Genomic DNA, 17021 nt, shown 5'->3' with positions numbered 1-17021 from the left:
CGACGGCGCGGGCGGCCGTGGATCCGAGTAGCTTCTGCATTTGTTTCCTCCCAGGTGGTGACGAACCCTGTCCCCCGGGTCTTCCGGGGGTACCCCAGACCTGAGGTCTCACACCCATGCGCTCGCGGGAGGTTGCTGGCAGGCTGGCTTCATGGAACGTGTTCTCGGCATCGGTGGCTACTTCGTGCGCGCGACCGACCCGGCTGCGTTGACCGCCTGGTACCGCGACGTCCTCGGGCTCGACGTCAGCGAGCACGGCCTGTGGCAGCAGGAGCCGGGGCCGACCGTGGTCGCGATCTTCGAGGCGGACACCGACTACTTCGGGCGTCGTACGCAGCAGACGATGCTCAACCTCCGGGTCCGCGACCTCGACGCGATGCTCGTCCAGCTGCGCGAGCACGGCGCCGACGTCGCCGCGGAGACCCAGGACATGGAGGGGGTCGGTCGGTTCGGGTGGGTCACCGATCCCGAGGGCAACCGGATCGAGCTCTGGCAGCCGGTGTGAGGCGCGATCAGCAGGACAGCCCGTCCTCGGGCACCGTGCCCTCGACGAGGTAGTCCTCGACGGCGGTGTCGACGCACTCGTTGCCCGAGTTGTAGCCGGTGTGGCCGTCGCCGTCGCGACTGACCAGGACGCCGGACTCGAGCTGGTCGGCGAGCGCGACCGCCCACGCGTACGGCGTGGCCGGGTCGCGCGTGGTGCCGACGACGACGATCGGGGCGGCGCCGGCGGCGCGGATGTCGCGGGCCGGCTCGGAGGACTGCACCTGGATGCCACCGCAGCTCGTCAGCCCCCACGCGAAGACCGACCCGAAGGTCGCGGACGCCGCCTCGAACTCGGGCAGCTGGCCGGGGACCTCGCGGGCCGGGATCGCCCACGGGTCGTCGAGGCAGTTGATCGCGTAGATCGCCTCGGAGCTGTTGTCGGTGTAGCCGCCGCCCCCGCGCGAGTTGTAGACGTCGGAGTACCGCAGCAGCAGCGTGCCGTCGCCGTCGAGCGCGGCGGTCAGTCCCTGGGTCAGCAGGTCCCAGTAGTCGCGGACGTAGAGCGGCAGCACCACGCCGTAGAAGGCGTTGCCGACCGCGAGCACCCGGTCGCCGTCGTCGGTCGGCAGCGGCTCGGCGTCGATGTCGTCGAGCAGCTGCTTGATCGTGGCGAGCCCCTCGTCGAGCGAGTCGCCGAGCACGCAGTCGCCGGAGTCGACGCAGTCCTGCACGTAGGCGCGCAGCGCGGTCTCGAACCCGGCCGCCTGCTGCAGGCTCAGCTCCCGGCTGCTCAGCGAGACGTCGACCGCGCCGTCGAGCACGAGGCGGCCGACCCGGTCCGGGAAGAGGTCGGCGTAGGTCGCGCCGAGCTTGGTGCCGTAGGAGGCGCCGAAGTAGTCGAGCTGGTCCTCGCCCAGGGCAGCCCGGAGCACGTCCATGTCGCGGGCGGTCTCGATCGTGGTGACGTGGGCCGCGACGTCTCCGGAGCGGTCGGCGCAGCCGACGCCGAACGCCTTCACCCACCCGGCGTACGTCTGCGCCTCCGCGGCGGTGTCGGGGTCCGGGTCCTGCGCGATGTAGTCGTCGAGCTCCCCGTCGGCGAGGCAGTCGACCGGCGCGCTGTGGCCGGTGCCGCGCGGGTCGAAGCCGACGATGTCGTAGGCGTCGAGGATCGGCTGCCGGAACACCTCCCGGGCGCTGCCGGCGTAGTCGGTGCCCGGAGCACCCGGGCCGCCCGGGTTGACCACCAGCGAGCCGATCCGGGCATCGGGGTCGGCCGCCGGCACCTTGAGCAGCGCGAGGTCGATGGTCTCGCCGCCGGGGTCGCGGTAGTCGACCGGGACGGTGAGCTCCCCGCACTCGGCATCGTCGCAGTCGCGCCAGTGGAGGTCCTGGGCGTAGAACGTCTCCAGCGTCGCGCCGGGGCCACCCACGGCGGGGCGGTCGTCGGAGACGTCGTCCCGGGCGCCGTCGTGGTCGGCGGCCACGACGAGCGCGACGGTGAGCGCCGACCCGACGACCAGGGCCAGCACGACGAGGAGCGCCACCGCGCGCCGGAGGTTCATCCTCGACGTACCTCCGGGGCGACCAGCGCCAGCATCATCGACTCCAGGGCGAGCGCCGGCTGCACGTTGAACTCCAGCATCTGCTCGCGCGCCTCGAAGATCGCGGCGATCCGGCGCAGCTGCACCTCGGGCGTGCCGGTGCGCGCCAGCCGCTCGATCTCGGGCCGTATCTCCTCGTTGACCAGGGCACCGGTGGCCCCGGTCGAGACCGCGATCGCGTCGCGGTAGACCGAGACCAGGTCCATGAGCCCCCGGTCGACGACGTCGAGGTGACGCCGCTTGGCGCGGGTCTTCTGGTCCTTCTCGAGGTCGCGCAGCGCGGGCGCGTACTCGCGGGGGCGCCGGCCGCGCTCGACCACGCCGTAGGCCGCGTCGAGGTCGGCCTTCTCCCGCGCGTCGAGCTCGGAGGTGATCGCGTCGGCCTCGGCCTTGGTGACCTCGGTGAGCGTCGCCGCCTTGCCCATGCACGCGCCGAGGGAGGTGAGCTGGGTCGGGATCGCGACCACCTCGCGGCGGCGGTTGCGGGTGTCCTCGTCGCGGGCCAGCGCGCGCGCGCGGCCGATGTGGCCCTGGCTGGCGCGGGCGGCGTACGACGCGAGCGCCTCGCTCACCCCGTCGCGGCGGCGCAGGAAGTCGGCGACCGCGTCGGGCGACGGCGTGCTGAGCGTGACCAGCCGGCAGCGGGAGCGGATCGTGGGCAGCACGTCCTCGACCGTCGGCGCGCACAGCATCCAGACGGTGCGCTCGGTCGGCTCCTCGATCGCCTTGAGCAGCGCGTTGCACGCGCCCTCGGTGAGCCGGTCGGCGTCCTCGACGATCACGATCTGCCAGTGCCGGCCGACCGGCGCGAGCGCGGAGCGGCGCACCAGGTCGCGCACCTCGTTGACGCCGATCGAGAGCCGCTCGGTGCGGATCACCGCGACGTCGGCGTGCGAGCCCGCGAGCACGGTGTGGCAGGCGTGGCAGGTGCCGCAGCCCCGCGGCTCCGACTCGCACTGGAGCGCCGCCGCGAACGCGACCGCCGCGTTGGACCGGCCCGACCCGGGCGGCCCGGTGAAGAGGAACGCGTGGCTCATGCCCTGCCCGGCCGCGGCCGTCGAGAGCACCTCGACCGCACGCCGCTGGCCCACCAGCGAGTCCCACACGGTGCCTGAGGAGTCGAGGGACGCCGCGTCTCGAAGGGCGCTCACGAGTGCGCCGCCTGGGGCAGGTACGGCGTGACCGCGGCGCGGATCTGCGCGGCGATCTCCTCGACCGGTGCGCGGGCGTCGAGCACGAGGTAGTGGTCGGGAGCCTCGGCCGCGAGGCGGAGGAACCCCTCCCGCACCCGCTGGTGGAACTCCAGCGACTCGCCTTCGATCCGGTCGCGCTCGGCGAACCGACCCAGACCGGCCGCCGGCTCGAGGTCGAGCACGACCGTGAGGTGCGGACGCAGGTCGTGGGTCGCCCACCGGGCGACCCGCTCGACCTCGTCGACGTCGAGCGCCCGGCCGGCGCCCTGGTAGGCGAGCATCGAGTCGACGTAGCGGTCGGTGATCACCACGTCGCCGCGGTCGAGGGCCGGCTGGACCACGGTGTCGACGTGCTCGGCCTTGTCGGCGGCGTAGAGCAGCGCCTCCGTGCGGTCGGAGATGTCGCCCGTCTCGGGGCTGAGCACGATCGAGCGCAGCTCCTTGCCGACGGCGGTGTCGCCGGGCTCGAACGTCAGCACGACGGCGTACGCCTCGGCCTCCAGCCAGTCACGCAGCAGCCGGGACTGGGTGGACTTGCCCGAGCCCTCCCCGCCCTCGAAGCAGACGAACACGCCGGTCGGTGCGTAGGAACCGGGCAACGTGCTCACGCGGAGAACCTACGGGGCGGCACCGACTGTCGCCACCTCGGGTCGCAACGGCCCGCAGCCGCGCCCGGACCACCACCTTGGAGGTCGAGGAAAAGGTGGGTCGTCAAGAGTCCGGCGACGCGGCTGCGGGGGTCGGTGACCGATCCGCTCAGCGCGCGGGGGCCGGGCCGGGCGGCCCCGAGTCGGCCGCCTCCAGCTCCTCGATCTCCTCGATGAGCTCTGGCGGCGGTGGCGCTGTGGCGTCGGCCTTCTCGGCACCCGCGCCGCCACCGCTGGCGGTGCGACGCTTGTTCCACACGTCGAAGGCGACGGCAGCCAGCAGCACCAGGCCCTTGATCGCTTGCTGCCAGTCGATCGAGACGCCCATGAGCGACATGCCGTTGTTGAGGACACCCATGACGAGACCACCGACGATGGCGCCGATGACGGTGCCGACACCGCCGGTGACGGCGGCGCCACCGATGAACGCCGCGGCGATCGCGTCGAGCTCGAAGTTCGTGCCCGCCTTGGGGTTGGCGGCGGTGAGGCGGGCGGTGGTGACCAGGCCGGCGAGACCGGCGAGCAGGCCCATGTTCATCATGACGAGGAAGTCGACGCGCCTGGTGTTGACGCCCGACATCGTCGCGGCGTCGACGTTGCCGCCGACGGCGTACACCTGGCGACCGAAGACGGTCCGGTTCATCACGAAGCTGTAGATGATGATCAGCGCGAAGAGGATCACGCCGACGATCGGCAGGCCCCGCGCCGAGGCCAGCAGGTAGGAGAAGTAGATGATGACGCCGGCGATCAGCGCGTTCTTGAGCAGGAAGAGCGGGAGGGGCAGCACGTCGAAGCCGTACTTCTGCGTGGCGCGCCGCTTGCGCACGTCCATCACGACCAGCGCGAGCGCGGCCACCGCCCCGAGGATCAGCGTCACGTTGTGGTAGCCGGTGTCCGGCCCGATCTCGGGCAGGAAGCCGCTGCCGATGTCCTTGAAGCCCTGCGGCAGGCTGCCGACGGTCGCGCCCTTGAGGACGACCAGCGTCAGGCCGCGGAAGAGCAGCATGCTCGCCAGCGTGACGATGAACGCCGGGATGCCGACGTAGGCGACCCAGAAGCCGTGCCAGGCGCCGATCGCCGCGGCCAGCACCAGGCAGATGACCACCGCGAGGAACCACGGCACGTCGTGCTTGGTCATCAGGATCGCGGCCACCGCACCCACGAACGCGGCCACCGAGCCGACCGAGAGGTCGATGTGACGCGCCACGATCACCATCACCATGCCGATGGCGAGGATGAGGATCTGGGCGTTCTGCACGACCAAGTTGGACACGTTGATCGGCTTGAGCATGATGCCGTCGGTCCTGAGCTGGAAGAACACGAGCAGCGCCGCGAGGGCGATGACCATGCCGTACTGGCGGATGTTGCCGCGCAGGATGTTCTGCAGCTTGTTCATGCTTGCCTCACGTCCGCCGTCATGTGCTTCATCAGCCTTTCCTGGGTGAACTCGCCGCGCGCGAGCTCCTGGGTGATCTGACCCTCAGCGAGGGTGTAGATGCGGTCGCACAGACCGATGAGCTCGGGGAGCTCGGAGGAGATCACCAGCACGCCCTTGCCCTGCTTGGCGAGGCCCTGGATGATCCCGTAGATCTCGTACTTGGCGCCGACGTCGATGCCGCGGGTCGGCTCGTCGAGGATCAGCACCTGCGGGTCGGTGAACATCCACTTGCTCAGCACGACCTTCTGCTGGTTGCCGCCGGAGAGCTTGCCGACGCCGACCGAGGTGCTGGGCGCCTTGATGTTGAGGTCCTTGCGGAAGCGCTCGGCGACCACGACCTCCTGGTCCTCGTCGACGGTCAGGCCGCGTCGGAGCTTGCCGAGCCCGGCCGACGTGATGGACGTCTTGATGTCGTCGAGCAGGTTCAGCCCGAGGCCCTTGCGGTCCTCGCTGAGGTAGGCGATGCCGGCGCCGATCGCGGCGTGGACCGAGCGCAGCTCGACCTGCTTGCCGTCGAGGCGCAGCTCGCCCTCGAACCTGCCACCGTACGAGCGGCCGAAGATGCTGCGCGCGAGCTCGGTGCGCCCGGCGCCCATCAGGCCCGCGATGCCGACGATCTCGCCGTGGCGGACCGTCAGGTCCACCGACCGGATCACGTCACGGCTGTGGTCGGTGGGGTGGCTCACGCTCCAGTTGCTGACCTCGAGCAGCACGTCACCTATCTCCGGCGTGTGGTCGGGGAACCGGTGCTCGAGGTCGCGGCCGACCATCCCGCGGATGATGCGGTCCTGGTCGACGGCACCGACGGCGACGTCGAGCGTCTCGATCGTGCGGCCGTCGCGGAGGATCGTGATCGCGTCCGCGACCTGCTCGATCTCGTTGAGCTTGTGGCTGATCATGATCGAGGTGATGCCCTTGCCCTTGAGCCCGCGGAGCAGGTCGAGCAGGTGGGCGGAGTCGTCGTCGTTGAGCGCTGCGGTCGGCTCGTCGAGGATCAGCAGGCGCACGTCCTTGCCGAGGGCCTTCGCGATCTCGACCAGCTGCTGCTTGCCGATGCCGAGGTCCTTGACCTTGGTCAGGGGGTTCTCGGCGAGGCCGACGCGGGCCATCAGCTCGATCGCCCGGTGGTGGGCGGCGTCCCAGTTGATGACGCCCCGCTTGGCGGTCTCGTTGCCGAGGAAGATGTTCTCGGCGATCGACAGCTCGGGGATCAGCGCCAGCTCCTGGTGGATGATGACGATGCCGCTGGCCTCGCTCTGCCGGAGGTTCCCGAACTCGACCACGCTGCCGTCGAACCACACCTCCCCGTCGTACGAGCCGTGCGGGTAGACGCCGCTGAGCACCTTCATCAGCGTCGACTTGCCGGCGCCGTTCTCGCCGCAGATGGCGTGGATGTCGCCGCGACGGACGGTGAGGTTGACGTCGGACAGCGCGAGGACACCCGGGAACCGCTTGGTGATCGAGCGCATCTCGAGGATCGGTCCGGTCATGTCACTCCTCTCGGGATCGAGGTCGAGGGTGGGACCTGGGGTACGTCTGGACAGTGTGGACCGGGACGACGGGCCTGTCAGTGCAGGCCCGCCGCCCCGATCACATCACGTCGAGGTGCTACTTGAGGTCGGCCTCGGTGTAGTAGCCCGAGTCGACGAGGACCGACTGCACGTCGTCCTTGCCGACCGGCACCGGGTCGAGGAGGTACGACGGGACGACCTTGACGCCGTTGTCGTACGTCTCGGTGTCGTTGACCTCGGGGTCGTCGCCGTTGGCGATGGCCTTGATCATGCTCACGGTCACCTTGGCCAGCTCACGCGTGTCCTTGAAGATCGTGGAGTACTGCTCGCCGGCGAGGATCGACTTCACCGACTGGACCTCGGCGTCCTGGCCGGTCACGACCGGGAGCGGCTTGCCGCCGCCGCCGTAGCCGTTGCCCTGGAGGGCGGCGATGATGCCGAGCGACAGGCCGTCGTAGGGCGAGAGGACGCCCTGGACGGTCTCGGAGGCGTAGGTGCCGGTGAGGATGTCCTCCATGCGCTTCTGCGCGGTGGCCGGGTCCCAACGCAGGATCGCGGCCTGGTCGAAGTCGGTCTGGCCGGACGGGACGACGATGTCGCCCGAGTCGATCATCGGCTGGAGCACCGACATGGCGCCGTTCCAGAAGAACGTCGCGTTGTTGTCGTCGGGGGAGCCGGCGAAGAGCTCGACGTTGTACGGCGCCTTGCCGCTCGCCTCGAGGCCCTCGACCAGCGACTCGGCCTGCATGACGCCGACCTTGAAGTTGTCGAAGGTCGTGTAGTAGTCGACGTTCTCGCTGTCGCGGATCAGGCGGTCGTACGCGATCACCGGGATGTCCTGGCTGGCCGCGGTCTCGAGCACGTCACCGAGAGCGGTGCCGTCGATCGCCGCGATGACCAGGACGTCGACGCCCTTGGTGACCATGTTCTCGACCTGGGAGACCTGGGTCGGGATGTCGTCCTCGGCGTACTGGAGGTCGACGTCGTAGCCGGCCTCCTCGAGCTGGGACTTGATGTTGTTGCCGTCGGCGATCCAGCGCTCGGACGACTTGGTCGGCATCGCGACGCCAACGGTGCCGGCGTCGCCGCCACCGTCGCTCGAACCGCTTTCGTCGTCGCCGCCACAAGCCGCGAGGCTCAGCGCCAGGACCGTGGCGCCGACAATGCTGAGGAGCTTGCGCACTGCCCTCTCCCTTTCGTTCTTCCTGCCGGCCAGGGTCCGTCCCGTGGCCGTCTGGACGACGCCGGGCATCACAGGCCCGGAGTCTCTCGGTGACACATCCCGGGCGACCGCGGCGCGAGCGCCGTCCTCCCGGGCTCGACCGGCATCGGGAAGATGCCGGCCACCTCGACGGGAACGTCGAAGACTGGGGTGGGGCGCCGGGTCACCGGTCGCCTCCTGCGAGTGCCGCGCGCCGGATCCGGCGCAGCCGGTGCATCGCGGTGTCGCGCTGGCCGAAGTGGTCGTGGAGCTCGCGGTACTCCGCGTAGAGGGCGTCGTACGCCGCCACGTCGGGGGGGTTCGGCGTGAACCGCGCCTCGTCGATCGCGCCGATGACGGCGGCGGCGGCGTGGATGTCCTCGAAGCACCCGGCGGCGACCGCGGCGTGCGCGGCCGAGCCGAGGGCGGGGCCCTGCTTCGACACGACCGTCGACAGCGGCAGGTCGAGCACGTCGGCGTAGATCTGCATGAGCATCTCGTTCTTGACCAGGCCACCGGCGACGACCAGGTCGGTCACCGGGACGCCTGAGTCGCGGAACGCCTCGACGATCCGGCGGGTGCCGAACGCGGTCGCCTCGATGAGCGCCCGGTAGACCTCCTCCGGGCGGGTCGCCAGCGTGGCGCCGACGAGGAGGCCGCTGAGCTCGTGGTCGACCAGCACGGAGCGGTTGCCGGAGTGCCAGTCGAGCGCGACCAGGCCGTGGGCGCCGACGGGCTGCGCGGCGGCCTTCTCGGTGAGCAGCTCGTGGATGTCGAGGCCGCGCTCGCGCGCCTCGGCGGCGTACGACTCCGGGACGGAGGTGCGCACGAACCAGTCGAAGATGTCGCCGACGCCGGACTGACCGGCCTCGTAGCCCCACAGTCCCTCGGTGATGCCGCCGTCGACGACGCCGCACATGCCCGGCACCTCGCGGAGGACCTCGGCGTTGAGGATGTGACAGGTCGAGGTGCCCATGATCGCGACCATCCGGCCGGGGCCGGTGGCCCGGGCGACCGGCGCGGTGACGTGGGCGTCGACGTTGCCGACCGCGACCACGATGCCCTCGCGCAGGCCGGTCCAGGCGGCGGCCTCGGCGGTGAGCGTGCCGGCGGGCGCACCCAGGCGGCCGATCTTCTGCTCGAGCTTGTCGGTCACGAACCCGGCGAACGCGGGGTTGAGGCCGGCGAGGAAGTCGCGGGTCGGGTAGGTGCCGTCCTGGTAGATGCCCTTGTAGCCGGCGGAGCAGGCGTTGCGGACGTAGTCGCCGCACAGCTGCCAGACGATCCAGTCGGCGGCCTCGACGAAGCGGTCCATCGCGGCGTACACCGCAGGCGCCTCCTCGAGGACCTGGAGGCCCTTCGCGAACTCCCACTCCGAGGAGATCAGTCCGCCGAAGCGGGCCAGCCACGGCTCCGAGCGCTGGGCGGCGAGCTCGTTGATGCGGTCGGCCTGGCCCTGCGCGGCGTGGTGCTTCCAGAGCTTGGTGAAGGCGTGCGGCTCGCCGGCGTACTCGGGGAGCTCGTTGAGCGGGGTGCCGTCGGCGGTGGTCGGCACCATCGTGCAGGCGGTGAAGTCGGTGCCGATCGCGATCACGTCGGCCGGGTCGGCGCCCGCGGCGGCGAGCGCGGCGGGCACGGCGACCCGGAGCACCTCGCGGTAGTCGTCGGGCACCTGGAGGGCCCAGTCCGGGCCGAGCTCGGTGCCGTCCGGCAGCTGCTGGTCGAGTACGCCGTGGGCGTAGGCGTGCGTGGCGTGGCCGAGCTCGGCCCCGTCGCTGACCCGCACCACCACGGCGCGTCCGGACAGGGTGCCGAAGTCGACTCCGACGACGAGCGGCTCGCTGACTGACACCCGCAGACACCCCTTCGCTGTGACGACCCTCACCCGACTGTGAGCGCTCACGTATCGTGAGCGCTCACAGCGGCGACGTCAAGCCAGATGTCGAAACTGTTACCTAGGACGGGACCTAGGTCCTGGTGGGCGCCGTGCTCGAGGAGCGGGTCACCAGCACCGGCACGACCTGGTCCTCGACCGGCCGCTCCTCGCCCGCCAGCGCCCGGGCCACCAGGCGCATCGCCCGGCGGCCGACCTCGTCGAAGTCCTGGCGGACCGTGGTCAGCGGCGGGCGGAAGTAGGCCGCCTCGGGCAGGTCGTCGAAGCCCACGACGCTCACGTCGTCGGGGACCCGGCGCCCCGCGTCGCCGAGCGCGGCGATCACGCCGAGCGCCATCTGGTCGTTCGCGGCGAAGACCGCGGTGATCTCGGGCTCGCGCGCCAGCTTCACGCCCGCCTGGTAGCCGCTGTCGCTGCTCCAGTCGCCGCCCCACCGCAGCGGCGGCACGGCCCGGCCCCACGCCTCGAGCTCCAGCCGCCAGCCCTCCACCCGCGCGGACGCCTCGCTCCAGCCGGGCGGACCGGCCACGTGCACGACGGTCTCGTGACCGAGGTCGAGCAGGTGGCGCACCGCGAGCCGGGCCCCGAGCACGTTGTCGACGTTCGCGGTCAGCTCCGAGCGCTGGAGGTCGCCCTCGAGCACGAGCGTCGGCACCCCGAGGTCCGTCGCCTGGGCGAAGCGCGAGACCGTCTCGTGCGGCACGACGAGCACCACCGCCTCGACGCCGATCCCCAGGAGCTCCTCGACCGCGGCCTCGACCGACTCCTCGGTCAGCTCGCGGATCGTGCGGAGCCAGAGCCCGTAGCCGGCCTCGCGGGCCGCGCCCTCGAGGCCGAGCAGCACCTGCTGGGGCCCGAACTGGTTCATCGCCCAGGTCGCGACGCCGATCAGGCCCGACCGTCGCGAGGCGAGCAGCCGCGCCGACTGGTTGCGTCGGTAGCCCAGCTCGCGGATCGCCGCCCGCACCCGCTTCGCCGTCTCCGGGTGCACCCCGGGCATGTCGTTGAGGACGCGGGAGACGGTCTGGTGGCTCACCTGGGCCAGAGCGGCGACATCGGCCATGGTGGGCGGGCGCCCGCGGGACGCGGTCATGGCCGCAGCCTAGTCAGGGCGGGCCAGTGGCCCTCACCGCAGGAGGTCGACGACGACGTACCCGTTCTGCGGGTCGATCTCGCCGGTGTCGTCACCACCCTGCGCGCTCACGACGATCAGGTAGGCGCCGAGGACCACCACGATGATGCCGATGACGACGGCGGCCACGGCGTACTGGCGCTTCGACTGTCCGGGCATGCCCGTCCGTACCCGGGTCCTGCGCCGACGATTCTCCGGCGGTCCGCGCGTTGGCCGTCGCACCTGACCGGCGCGCTCCGAGGACGGCCCGACGACGACTGTGAGGTCAGGTGCGACGCGCGACAGTCGTCAGGACTTCTTGGCCGCGGCCTTCGTGGTCTTCTTCGCCGTCGTCTTCTTGGCGGTCTTCTTGGCGGTCTTCTTCGCCGGGGCCTTCTTGGCGGTCTTCTTGGCCGCCTTCTTGGCGGGGCCCTTGGCGCGGCGCTCGGCGAGCAGCTCGGCGGCCCGCTCGAGGGTGATCGCCTCGACCGAGTCGTCCTTGCGGAGGGTGGCGTTGTACTCGCCGTCGGTGACGTACTCGCCGAAGCGGCCCGCCTTGACCACGATCGGCTGCTTGGAGACCGGGTCCTCGCCGAGCTCCTTGAGCGGCGCGGCCGCCGCGGCGCGGCCCCGCTGCTTGGGCTGGGCGTAGATGCGCAGCGCCTCGTCGAGGCCGATGGTGAGCAGCTGGTCCTCGGAGGTGAGGGAGCGGGAGTCGTTGCCCTTCTTCAGGTACGGGCCGTAGCGGCCGTTCTGCGCGGTGATCTCCTCACCGGACTCCGGGTCGACGCCGACCACGCGCGGCAGCGACAGCAGCTTGAGCGCGTCGTCGAGAGTGATCGTGTCGAGCGACATCGACTTGAAGAGCGAGCCCGTGCGGGGCCTGTCGTTCTTCTTCGCGTCCTCGGGCAGCACCTCGGTGACGTAGGGGCCGTAGCGCCCGTTCTTGGCGACGACCTGCAGGCCGCTCTCGGGGTGGACGCCGAGCTCGATCTCCTCGCCGGCCGGGTTGGCGAGCAGCTCGGTCGCCTTCTCGAGCGTGAGCTCGTCGGGCGGCAGGTCGTCGGGGACGTTGGCGCGGCGGGCGAACGGCGTGCCCTCGTCGTCCGGTCCCTCGAGATAGGGGCCGTAGCGGCCGACGCGGAGCTGGATGCCGGAGTCGGGCCCGCCGATCGGGAAGGTCGCGAGCTCCCGCGCGTCGATGTCGCCGAGACCGTCGACCAGCGGCTTGAGCCCGGTGACGGCGTCGGAGCCGAAGTAGAACTCGGCCAGCTCGCTCTCCCGGTCCTTGCGGCCGGCGGCGATCTCGTCGAGGACGTCCTCCATGCCGGCGGTGAACTCGTAGGAGACCTGGCGCGGGAAGTGCTCCTCCAGCAGCCGGATGACCGAGAACGCCAGCCACGCGGGCACCAGCGCGGTGCCCTTCTTGTAGACGTAGCCGCGGTTGAGGATCGTGCCGATGATCGAGGCGTACGTCGAGGGCCGGCCGATCTCGCGGTCCTCGAGCTCCTTGATGAGCGTGGCCTCGGTGAAGCGGGCCGGCGGCTTGGTCTCGTGCCCGTTGGCCGCCAGCGAGGCCGCGCTCACCGCGTCGCCCTCGTGCAGGTCGGGCAGCGGGACCTGGTCGTCGTCGCTGCGCTTGCCGCCCTCGGTGCCCTCGACGTAGGCCTTGAGGAAGCCGTGGAAGGTGATGACGCGACCGGAGGCGCCGAAGACCACGTCGCGGCCGTCGGCGGCCGCGCCGCCGATCCGCACCGAGACCGACTGGCCGACGGCGTCCTTCATCTGCGAGGCGACCGTGCGCATCCAGATCAGCTCGTAGAGACGGAACTGGTCGCCGGTGAGGCCGGTCTGCGCCGGGGTCCGGAACGAGTCGCCGGCGGGCCGGATCGCCTCGTGCGCCTCCTGCGCGTTCTTGACCTTGCTGGCGTAGGTGCGCGGCGCGTCGGGGAGGTACTCCGCGCCGTAGAGCTCGCGCACCTGGGCCCGCGCGGCACCGACGGCTGCGTCGGAGAGCGTGGTCGAGTCGGTACGCATGTAGGTGATGAAGCCGTTCTCGTACAGCCGCTGGGCCACCGACATCGCCACCGAGGCGCTCATGCCGAGCTTGCGGCTCGCCTCCTGCTGGAGCGTGGTCGTGCGGAACGGCGCGTACGGCGAGCGCCGGTAGGGCTTGGCCTCCACCGAGCGGACGTCGTACGCCGTGTCGCGCAGCGCCGCGACCAGGCCCTCGGCCCCGGCGCGGTCGAGGTGCACCCGCTCGCCCTTCTTGGCCTTGAGCAGTCCGTCGGGCCCGAAGTCCGACCCGCCGGCGACCCGAGCGCCGTCGATCGAGTGCAGCTTGGCCGGGAACATCCGCGGCTCCTTGGACGCGCCGGCGTCGAAGGTGCCCTCGAGGTCCCAGTAGGACGCGACCCGGAAGGCCATCCGCTCGCGCTCGCGGTCGACGACCATGCGGGTCGCCACCGACTGCACGCGGCCGGCCGACAGGCCGGACATGACCTTCTTCCAGAGGACCGGGCTGACCTCGTAGCCGTAGAGGCGGTCGAGGATGCGCCGGGTCTCCTGGGCCTCGACGAGGTCCATCGCGAGCTCGCGGGGGTTCTCGGCCGCGGCGAGGATCGCGGGCTTGGTGATCTCGTGGAAGACCATCCGCTTGACCGGGATGCCCTGGGGCTTCAGCTCGTCGAGCAGGTGCCAGGCGATCGCCTCGCCCTCGCGGTCCTCATCGGTGGCGAGGTAGAGCTCGTCAGCGTCCTTGAGCAGGGTCTTGAGCTTGGACATGTGCGACTTCTTGTCGCGCGGCACGACGTAGTAGGGCTCGAAGCCGTTGTCGATGTCGACGCCGAAGCGGCCCCACCACTTGTCCTTGATCTTCGCCGGGATCTCAGCGGCGCTCTGCGGGAGGTCGCGGATGTGGCCGATGGAGGACTCGACGACGTACCCCTGACCGAGGTACCCGCCGATCGTGCGGGCCTTCGCCGGGGACTCGACGATCACCAACTTGTGGGCCACAGACCTCTGCTCCTGCTACGTGGGGGTGTTCCGGCCGATCACGGTAGCGCGTGTCCCGCGGAACTCGTGCTCCGCGGCCCTCAACGTTCGAGACGCCGCCCCCGTCATAGGAGGGTAGGCGAGGGGCACCAACGAGACGCCGGAGGACAGGTGGACCACGAATTCTCGGAGTTCGTCGCCGCGCAGACGCGGCCGCTGCTCGGGCTCGCGCACGCGCTGACGGCCGACCCGCACGACGCCTGGGACCTCACCCAGGAGACGCTCGCCCGGATGGGCGAGCGGTGGGGGCGGTCGCGGTTCGACGAGCCGGCGGCGTACGCCCGGACCGTCATGACGCGGCTGAACATCGACCGTGTGCGCCGGCTGCGCCGCGAGCTCCCGATGCTCTCCACGCGGGAGGAGCAGCCACCCGTGGTGGTCACCGGGGAGCTCGACGGCTGGCTGGTCGAGGCGCTCGCGACCCTCTCGCCCCGGCAGCGCACCGCACTGGCGCTGCGCTACGTCGAGGACCTCGACGTGCGCGGCATCGCCGAGCGGATGGGCTGCTCGGAGGGGACCGTCAAGAGCCAGCTGTCCCGCGGGACGGAGCGGCTCCGGGAGCACGCGCGGGAGCACGGCCCCCTGCGCACCGCCGTCGGACGAGAGGACTGGGCATGACCGAGCAGCAGATCAAGGACGGGTTCGACCGCCTCGAGGCCGGCGTCACGCCGCCGGTCGACGCCCTGGTGCGCGTGGAGCGGCGGATGGTGAGCCGCCGGCGCCGCCGACGGACCTCGCTCGCGGGCGGCGGGGCCCTCGCCCTGCTCGTCGCGGCTGGGCTGGTCGTCTCCGCGGTCAGCGGCGACGACGGCGCGGGCGCACAGGTCGCGACCGACCCGGGCACGGGCCCGACCAGCACGCTCGCGATGACCCGCCCGGACGGCTCGACCGTCTCGTTCCCCGACGTGACCGTCAGCTGTCGACCTCCGGTCACCGACGCCGGCGACCCGATCTCGACCGCGGCCGGCCGGATCTGGATGTACAGCCCGATCCGGGTCACCGGCAGCGAGGACGCCGACGACATCGACCTGAGGGCGCCGTTCGTCTACTTCGAGGGCACGGTGGACAGGATCCAGGGTGACCGTACCTTCACCCTCCCCGACGACTCCGGTCGCGCGACCGAGGACCTGCCGATGATCCTCTTCGCGGCCGACCCCCGCGGCCCGCACCACAACGAGGTGTCCAGCCAGGAGGGCGACTCCAGCGGCACGGTGCGGGTCCTCGAAGCCTCGTGCGATCCGACCCCGATGCTCCGCCTGGAGGTCGACGCGACGCTCGGCAGCGAGGTCGAGGGCCCGCCGGTGCAGCTCGACGGGATCGTGGACGGAGCCCGGTCGCCGAGCTCACCGTGAGGGAGCGCCGAGGAAGCCCTCCGTCACGAGCTCGCGCACGACGGGCAGGTACGTCGTGCGCGTCTGCGCGGGATCGAGGTCGAGCAGCGCGCTCACGGCGTCGAGGATCTGACCGACGCTGAGGTCGCCGTCGCACGCACCGACCAGGGCCGCCTCGACGGTGTCGGCCCGGCGGGCTCGACGCAGGCCGCGCTGCTGGCGCAGCACGACGACCTCGGGGTCGGCCGCACCCGGCTGCCCCGTCGTCTCCTGCTGGACGTCCGAGCGGACGACGAGGTGCGAGTCGGCGCCGACCACCGCGTCCGCGCCGGCCGCCCAGTCGCCGATCGCGGAGGCGATCGGCTGCTCCACGTCGTACGGCCACTCCAGGAGCTCGCGAGCGGGGTCGGCGGCCCCCGACCGGCGCAGGTTGATCCAGCCGAAGCCGACCGCCTCGATGCCCTGCTCCTCGAACCACGACAGCCAGGTGTCGTAGCGCGCGGCGTAGTCAGGCGCACCGTGCTGGCCGGCGTCCTTGAGCCAGAGCTCGACGTAGGACGCCGGGTCGAGGACCTCGCGCTGGACCACGAACGCGTCGCACTCCGGGTCGATCCACGACGACAGCCGCTCCGCCCAGTCGGTGCCGACCGGGACGATCCAGTTGGCGAGCACCTGGCACCAGCCGCCGTCGGTGAGGTGCTCGGGGGCCGTGCGCACGATGTGCTCGACGACGCGGTCACCGGGCAGGCCCGAGTCGCGGTAGACGAGGCGCTCGCCGGTGGCGGGCGAGATCACGAACGGCGGGTTCGTCGCGATCAGGTCGAAGCGCTCCCCCCGCACGGGCTCGAAGAACGACCCGGCCCGGACGTCGACCGGCGTGCGCACGTCGTTGAGGGCGACGTTGAAGCGGGCCAGCCGCAGCGCCCGCTCGTTGACGTCGGTGGCGACGACGGCTCCGCTGTGGCCCGCGAGGTGGAGCGCCTGCACGCCGCAGCCCGTGCCGAGGTCGAGCGAGCGGCCGACCCGGTCGCGGATCGTCAGCTGGGCGAGGGAGGTCGAGGCGGAGCTGATGCCGAGGACGTGCTCGGGTCCGACCCGGTTGGGGCCGCCGTCGAGGCCGGGCGTCAGGTCGCTGACCACCCACAGCGCGTCGCCGTCGGCGGCGTACGGCCGCACGTCGAGGCGGGCGGCGACCTCGCCGACCGAGCGCTCGAGGAAGCCCTCGGCCGTGAGCCGGTCGACGAGCCCGGGCAGGGCGCGCTCGGCGGCGTCGGCGTCGACGACGGCCTGGAGCAGGAACAGCCGGGTGAGGGTCTCGAGCGGGCTGCCGCCGGTCGTACGCCGGAGCGCGGGCGTGGTCTCGTTGCGGGCGAGGGCCTGGTGCGCCGCCGGGCCGAGCAGGTCCGCGACCTCGTCGTAGCCGAAGCGGGCGGCGCCGAGCGCCTCGCGGAGCCGGGCGGGGAGGTCGGACGTCTCGCTCACCCCCCGAGCCTAGGGCGGGACGACACCGGCCCCGCGGAGAGGCTCCGCGGGGCCGGTGTCAGGGCGTGC

At 71.7% G+C, this 17021-nt stretch carries 14 protein-coding genes; 3 read left to right on the top strand and 11 right to left on the bottom strand.

Annotation, left to right across the window (positions count from 1 at the left end; all coding sequences use genetic code 11):
* Positions 1-151 precede the first annotated feature (151 nt).
* Positions 152-505 (top strand): VOC family protein, encoded by a 354-nt coding sequence (locus HZF07_RS17080; protein ID WP_157343291.1) that lies wholly within the window; start codon positions 152-154, stop codon positions 503-505.
* 7 nt (positions 506-512) lie between these two features.
* Here HZF07_RS17080 and HZF07_RS17075 read toward each other — a convergent pair whose 3' ends face one another.
* The 10 genes from HZF07_RS17075 to topA all read right to left on the bottom strand — a co-directional run bounded on the left by HZF07_RS17075 (position 513) and on the right by topA (position 14100).
* The gene (locus HZF07_RS17075) at positions 513-2051 is read right to left on the bottom strand and encodes an alpha/beta hydrolase (RefSeq protein ID WP_157343289.1); all 1539 of its coding nucleotides are present in this window, start codon (positions 2049-2051) and stop codon (positions 513-515) included.
* The gene (locus tag HZF07_RS17070) at positions 2048-3241 is read right to left on the bottom strand and encodes a DNA polymerase III subunit delta' (protein WP_309504809.1); all 1194 of its coding nucleotides are present in this window, start codon (positions 3239-3241) and stop codon (positions 2048-2050) included. The genes HZF07_RS17075 and HZF07_RS17070 overlap by 4 nt, the downstream gene beginning before the upstream one ends.
* On the bottom strand, positions 3238-3891 hold the full coding sequence (gene tmk / locus HZF07_RS17065; RefSeq protein ID WP_309504808.1) for a dTMP kinase: 654 nt from the start codon (positions 3889-3891) through the stop codon (positions 3238-3240). Before tmk ends, HZF07_RS17070 begins: the two co-directional genes overlap by 4 nt.
* 148 nt (positions 3892-4039) lie before the next feature.
* Positions 4040-5326: a multiple monosaccharide ABC transporter permease gene (mmsB, locus tag HZF07_RS17060; RefSeq protein WP_157343287.1), complete on the bottom strand. Its 1287-nt coding sequence runs from the start codon at positions 5324-5326 to the stop codon at positions 4040-4042.
* A complete protein-coding gene (gene mmsA / locus HZF07_RS17055; protein WP_157343285.1) occupies positions 5323-6858 on the bottom strand; it encodes a multiple monosaccharide ABC transporter ATP-binding protein in 1536 nt (511 codons plus the stop codon). Before mmsA ends, mmsB begins: the two co-directional genes overlap by 4 nt.
* A gap of 118 nt (positions 6859-6976) precedes the next feature.
* On the bottom strand, positions 6977-8062 hold the full coding sequence (gene chvE / locus HZF07_RS17050; protein WP_309504807.1) for a multiple monosaccharide ABC transporter substrate-binding protein: 1086 nt from the start codon (positions 8060-8062) through the stop codon (positions 6977-6979).
* A gap of 202 nt (positions 8063-8264) precedes the next feature.
* Positions 8265-9932: a ribulokinase gene (gene araB / locus HZF07_RS17045; protein WP_181645310.1), complete on the bottom strand. Its 1668-nt coding sequence runs from the start codon at positions 9930-9932 to the stop codon at positions 8265-8267.
* Positions 9933-10047: 115 nt separating this feature from the next.
* Positions 10048-11067 carry a LacI family DNA-binding transcriptional regulator gene (locus HZF07_RS17040; protein ID WP_198346413.1) on the bottom strand — a complete coding sequence of 340 codons (1020 nt, stop codon included), beginning with the start codon at positions 11065-11067 and terminating at the stop codon, positions 10048-10050.
* Between the two features lie 33 nt (positions 11068-11100).
* Entirely contained in the window at positions 11101-11265 is a 165-nt protein-coding gene (locus HZF07_RS17035) for a hypothetical protein (RefSeq protein WP_157343281.1), read from the bottom strand.
* Positions 11266-11394: 129 nt separating this feature from the next.
* Positions 11395-14100, bottom strand: a complete 2706-nt coding sequence (topA, locus tag HZF07_RS17030; RefSeq protein ID WP_181645309.1) for a type I DNA topoisomerase — start codon at positions 14098-14100, stop codon at positions 11395-11397.
* Between the two features lie 150 nt (positions 14101-14250).
* On the opposite strand from topA, the gene HZF07_RS17025 reads away from it, so the two are divergent.
* Together HZF07_RS17025 and HZF07_RS17020 are read left to right on the top strand one after the other, a co-directional pair.
* The gene (locus HZF07_RS17025) at positions 14251-14757 is read left to right on the top strand and encodes a SigE family RNA polymerase sigma factor (protein ID WP_157343279.1); all 507 of its coding nucleotides are present in this window, start codon (positions 14251-14253) and stop codon (positions 14755-14757) included.
* Positions 14754-15491: a calponin homology domain-containing protein gene (locus tag HZF07_RS17020; RefSeq protein ID WP_157343277.1), complete on the top strand. Its 738-nt coding sequence runs from the start codon at positions 14754-14756 to the stop codon at positions 15489-15491. The genes HZF07_RS17025 and HZF07_RS17020 overlap by 4 nt, the downstream gene beginning before the upstream one ends.
* Here the strand turns inward: HZF07_RS17020 and HZF07_RS17015 are convergent.
* Positions 15483-16952: a DUF7059 domain-containing protein gene (locus HZF07_RS17015; protein WP_181645308.1), complete on the bottom strand. Its 1470-nt coding sequence runs from the start codon at positions 16950-16952 to the stop codon at positions 15483-15485. The genes HZF07_RS17020 and HZF07_RS17015 overlap by 9 nt on opposite strands.
* Between the last annotated feature and the right edge of the window lie 69 nt (positions 16953-17021).

This window comes from Nocardioides agri, assembly GCF_013778305.1.
Lineage (GTDB): Bacteria > Actinomycetota > Actinomycetes > Propionibacteriales > Nocardioidaceae > Nocardioides > Nocardioides agri.
Note: the sequence above shows the minus strand (reverse complement) of the source record. Positions and strands in the feature narration are given on the sequence as shown.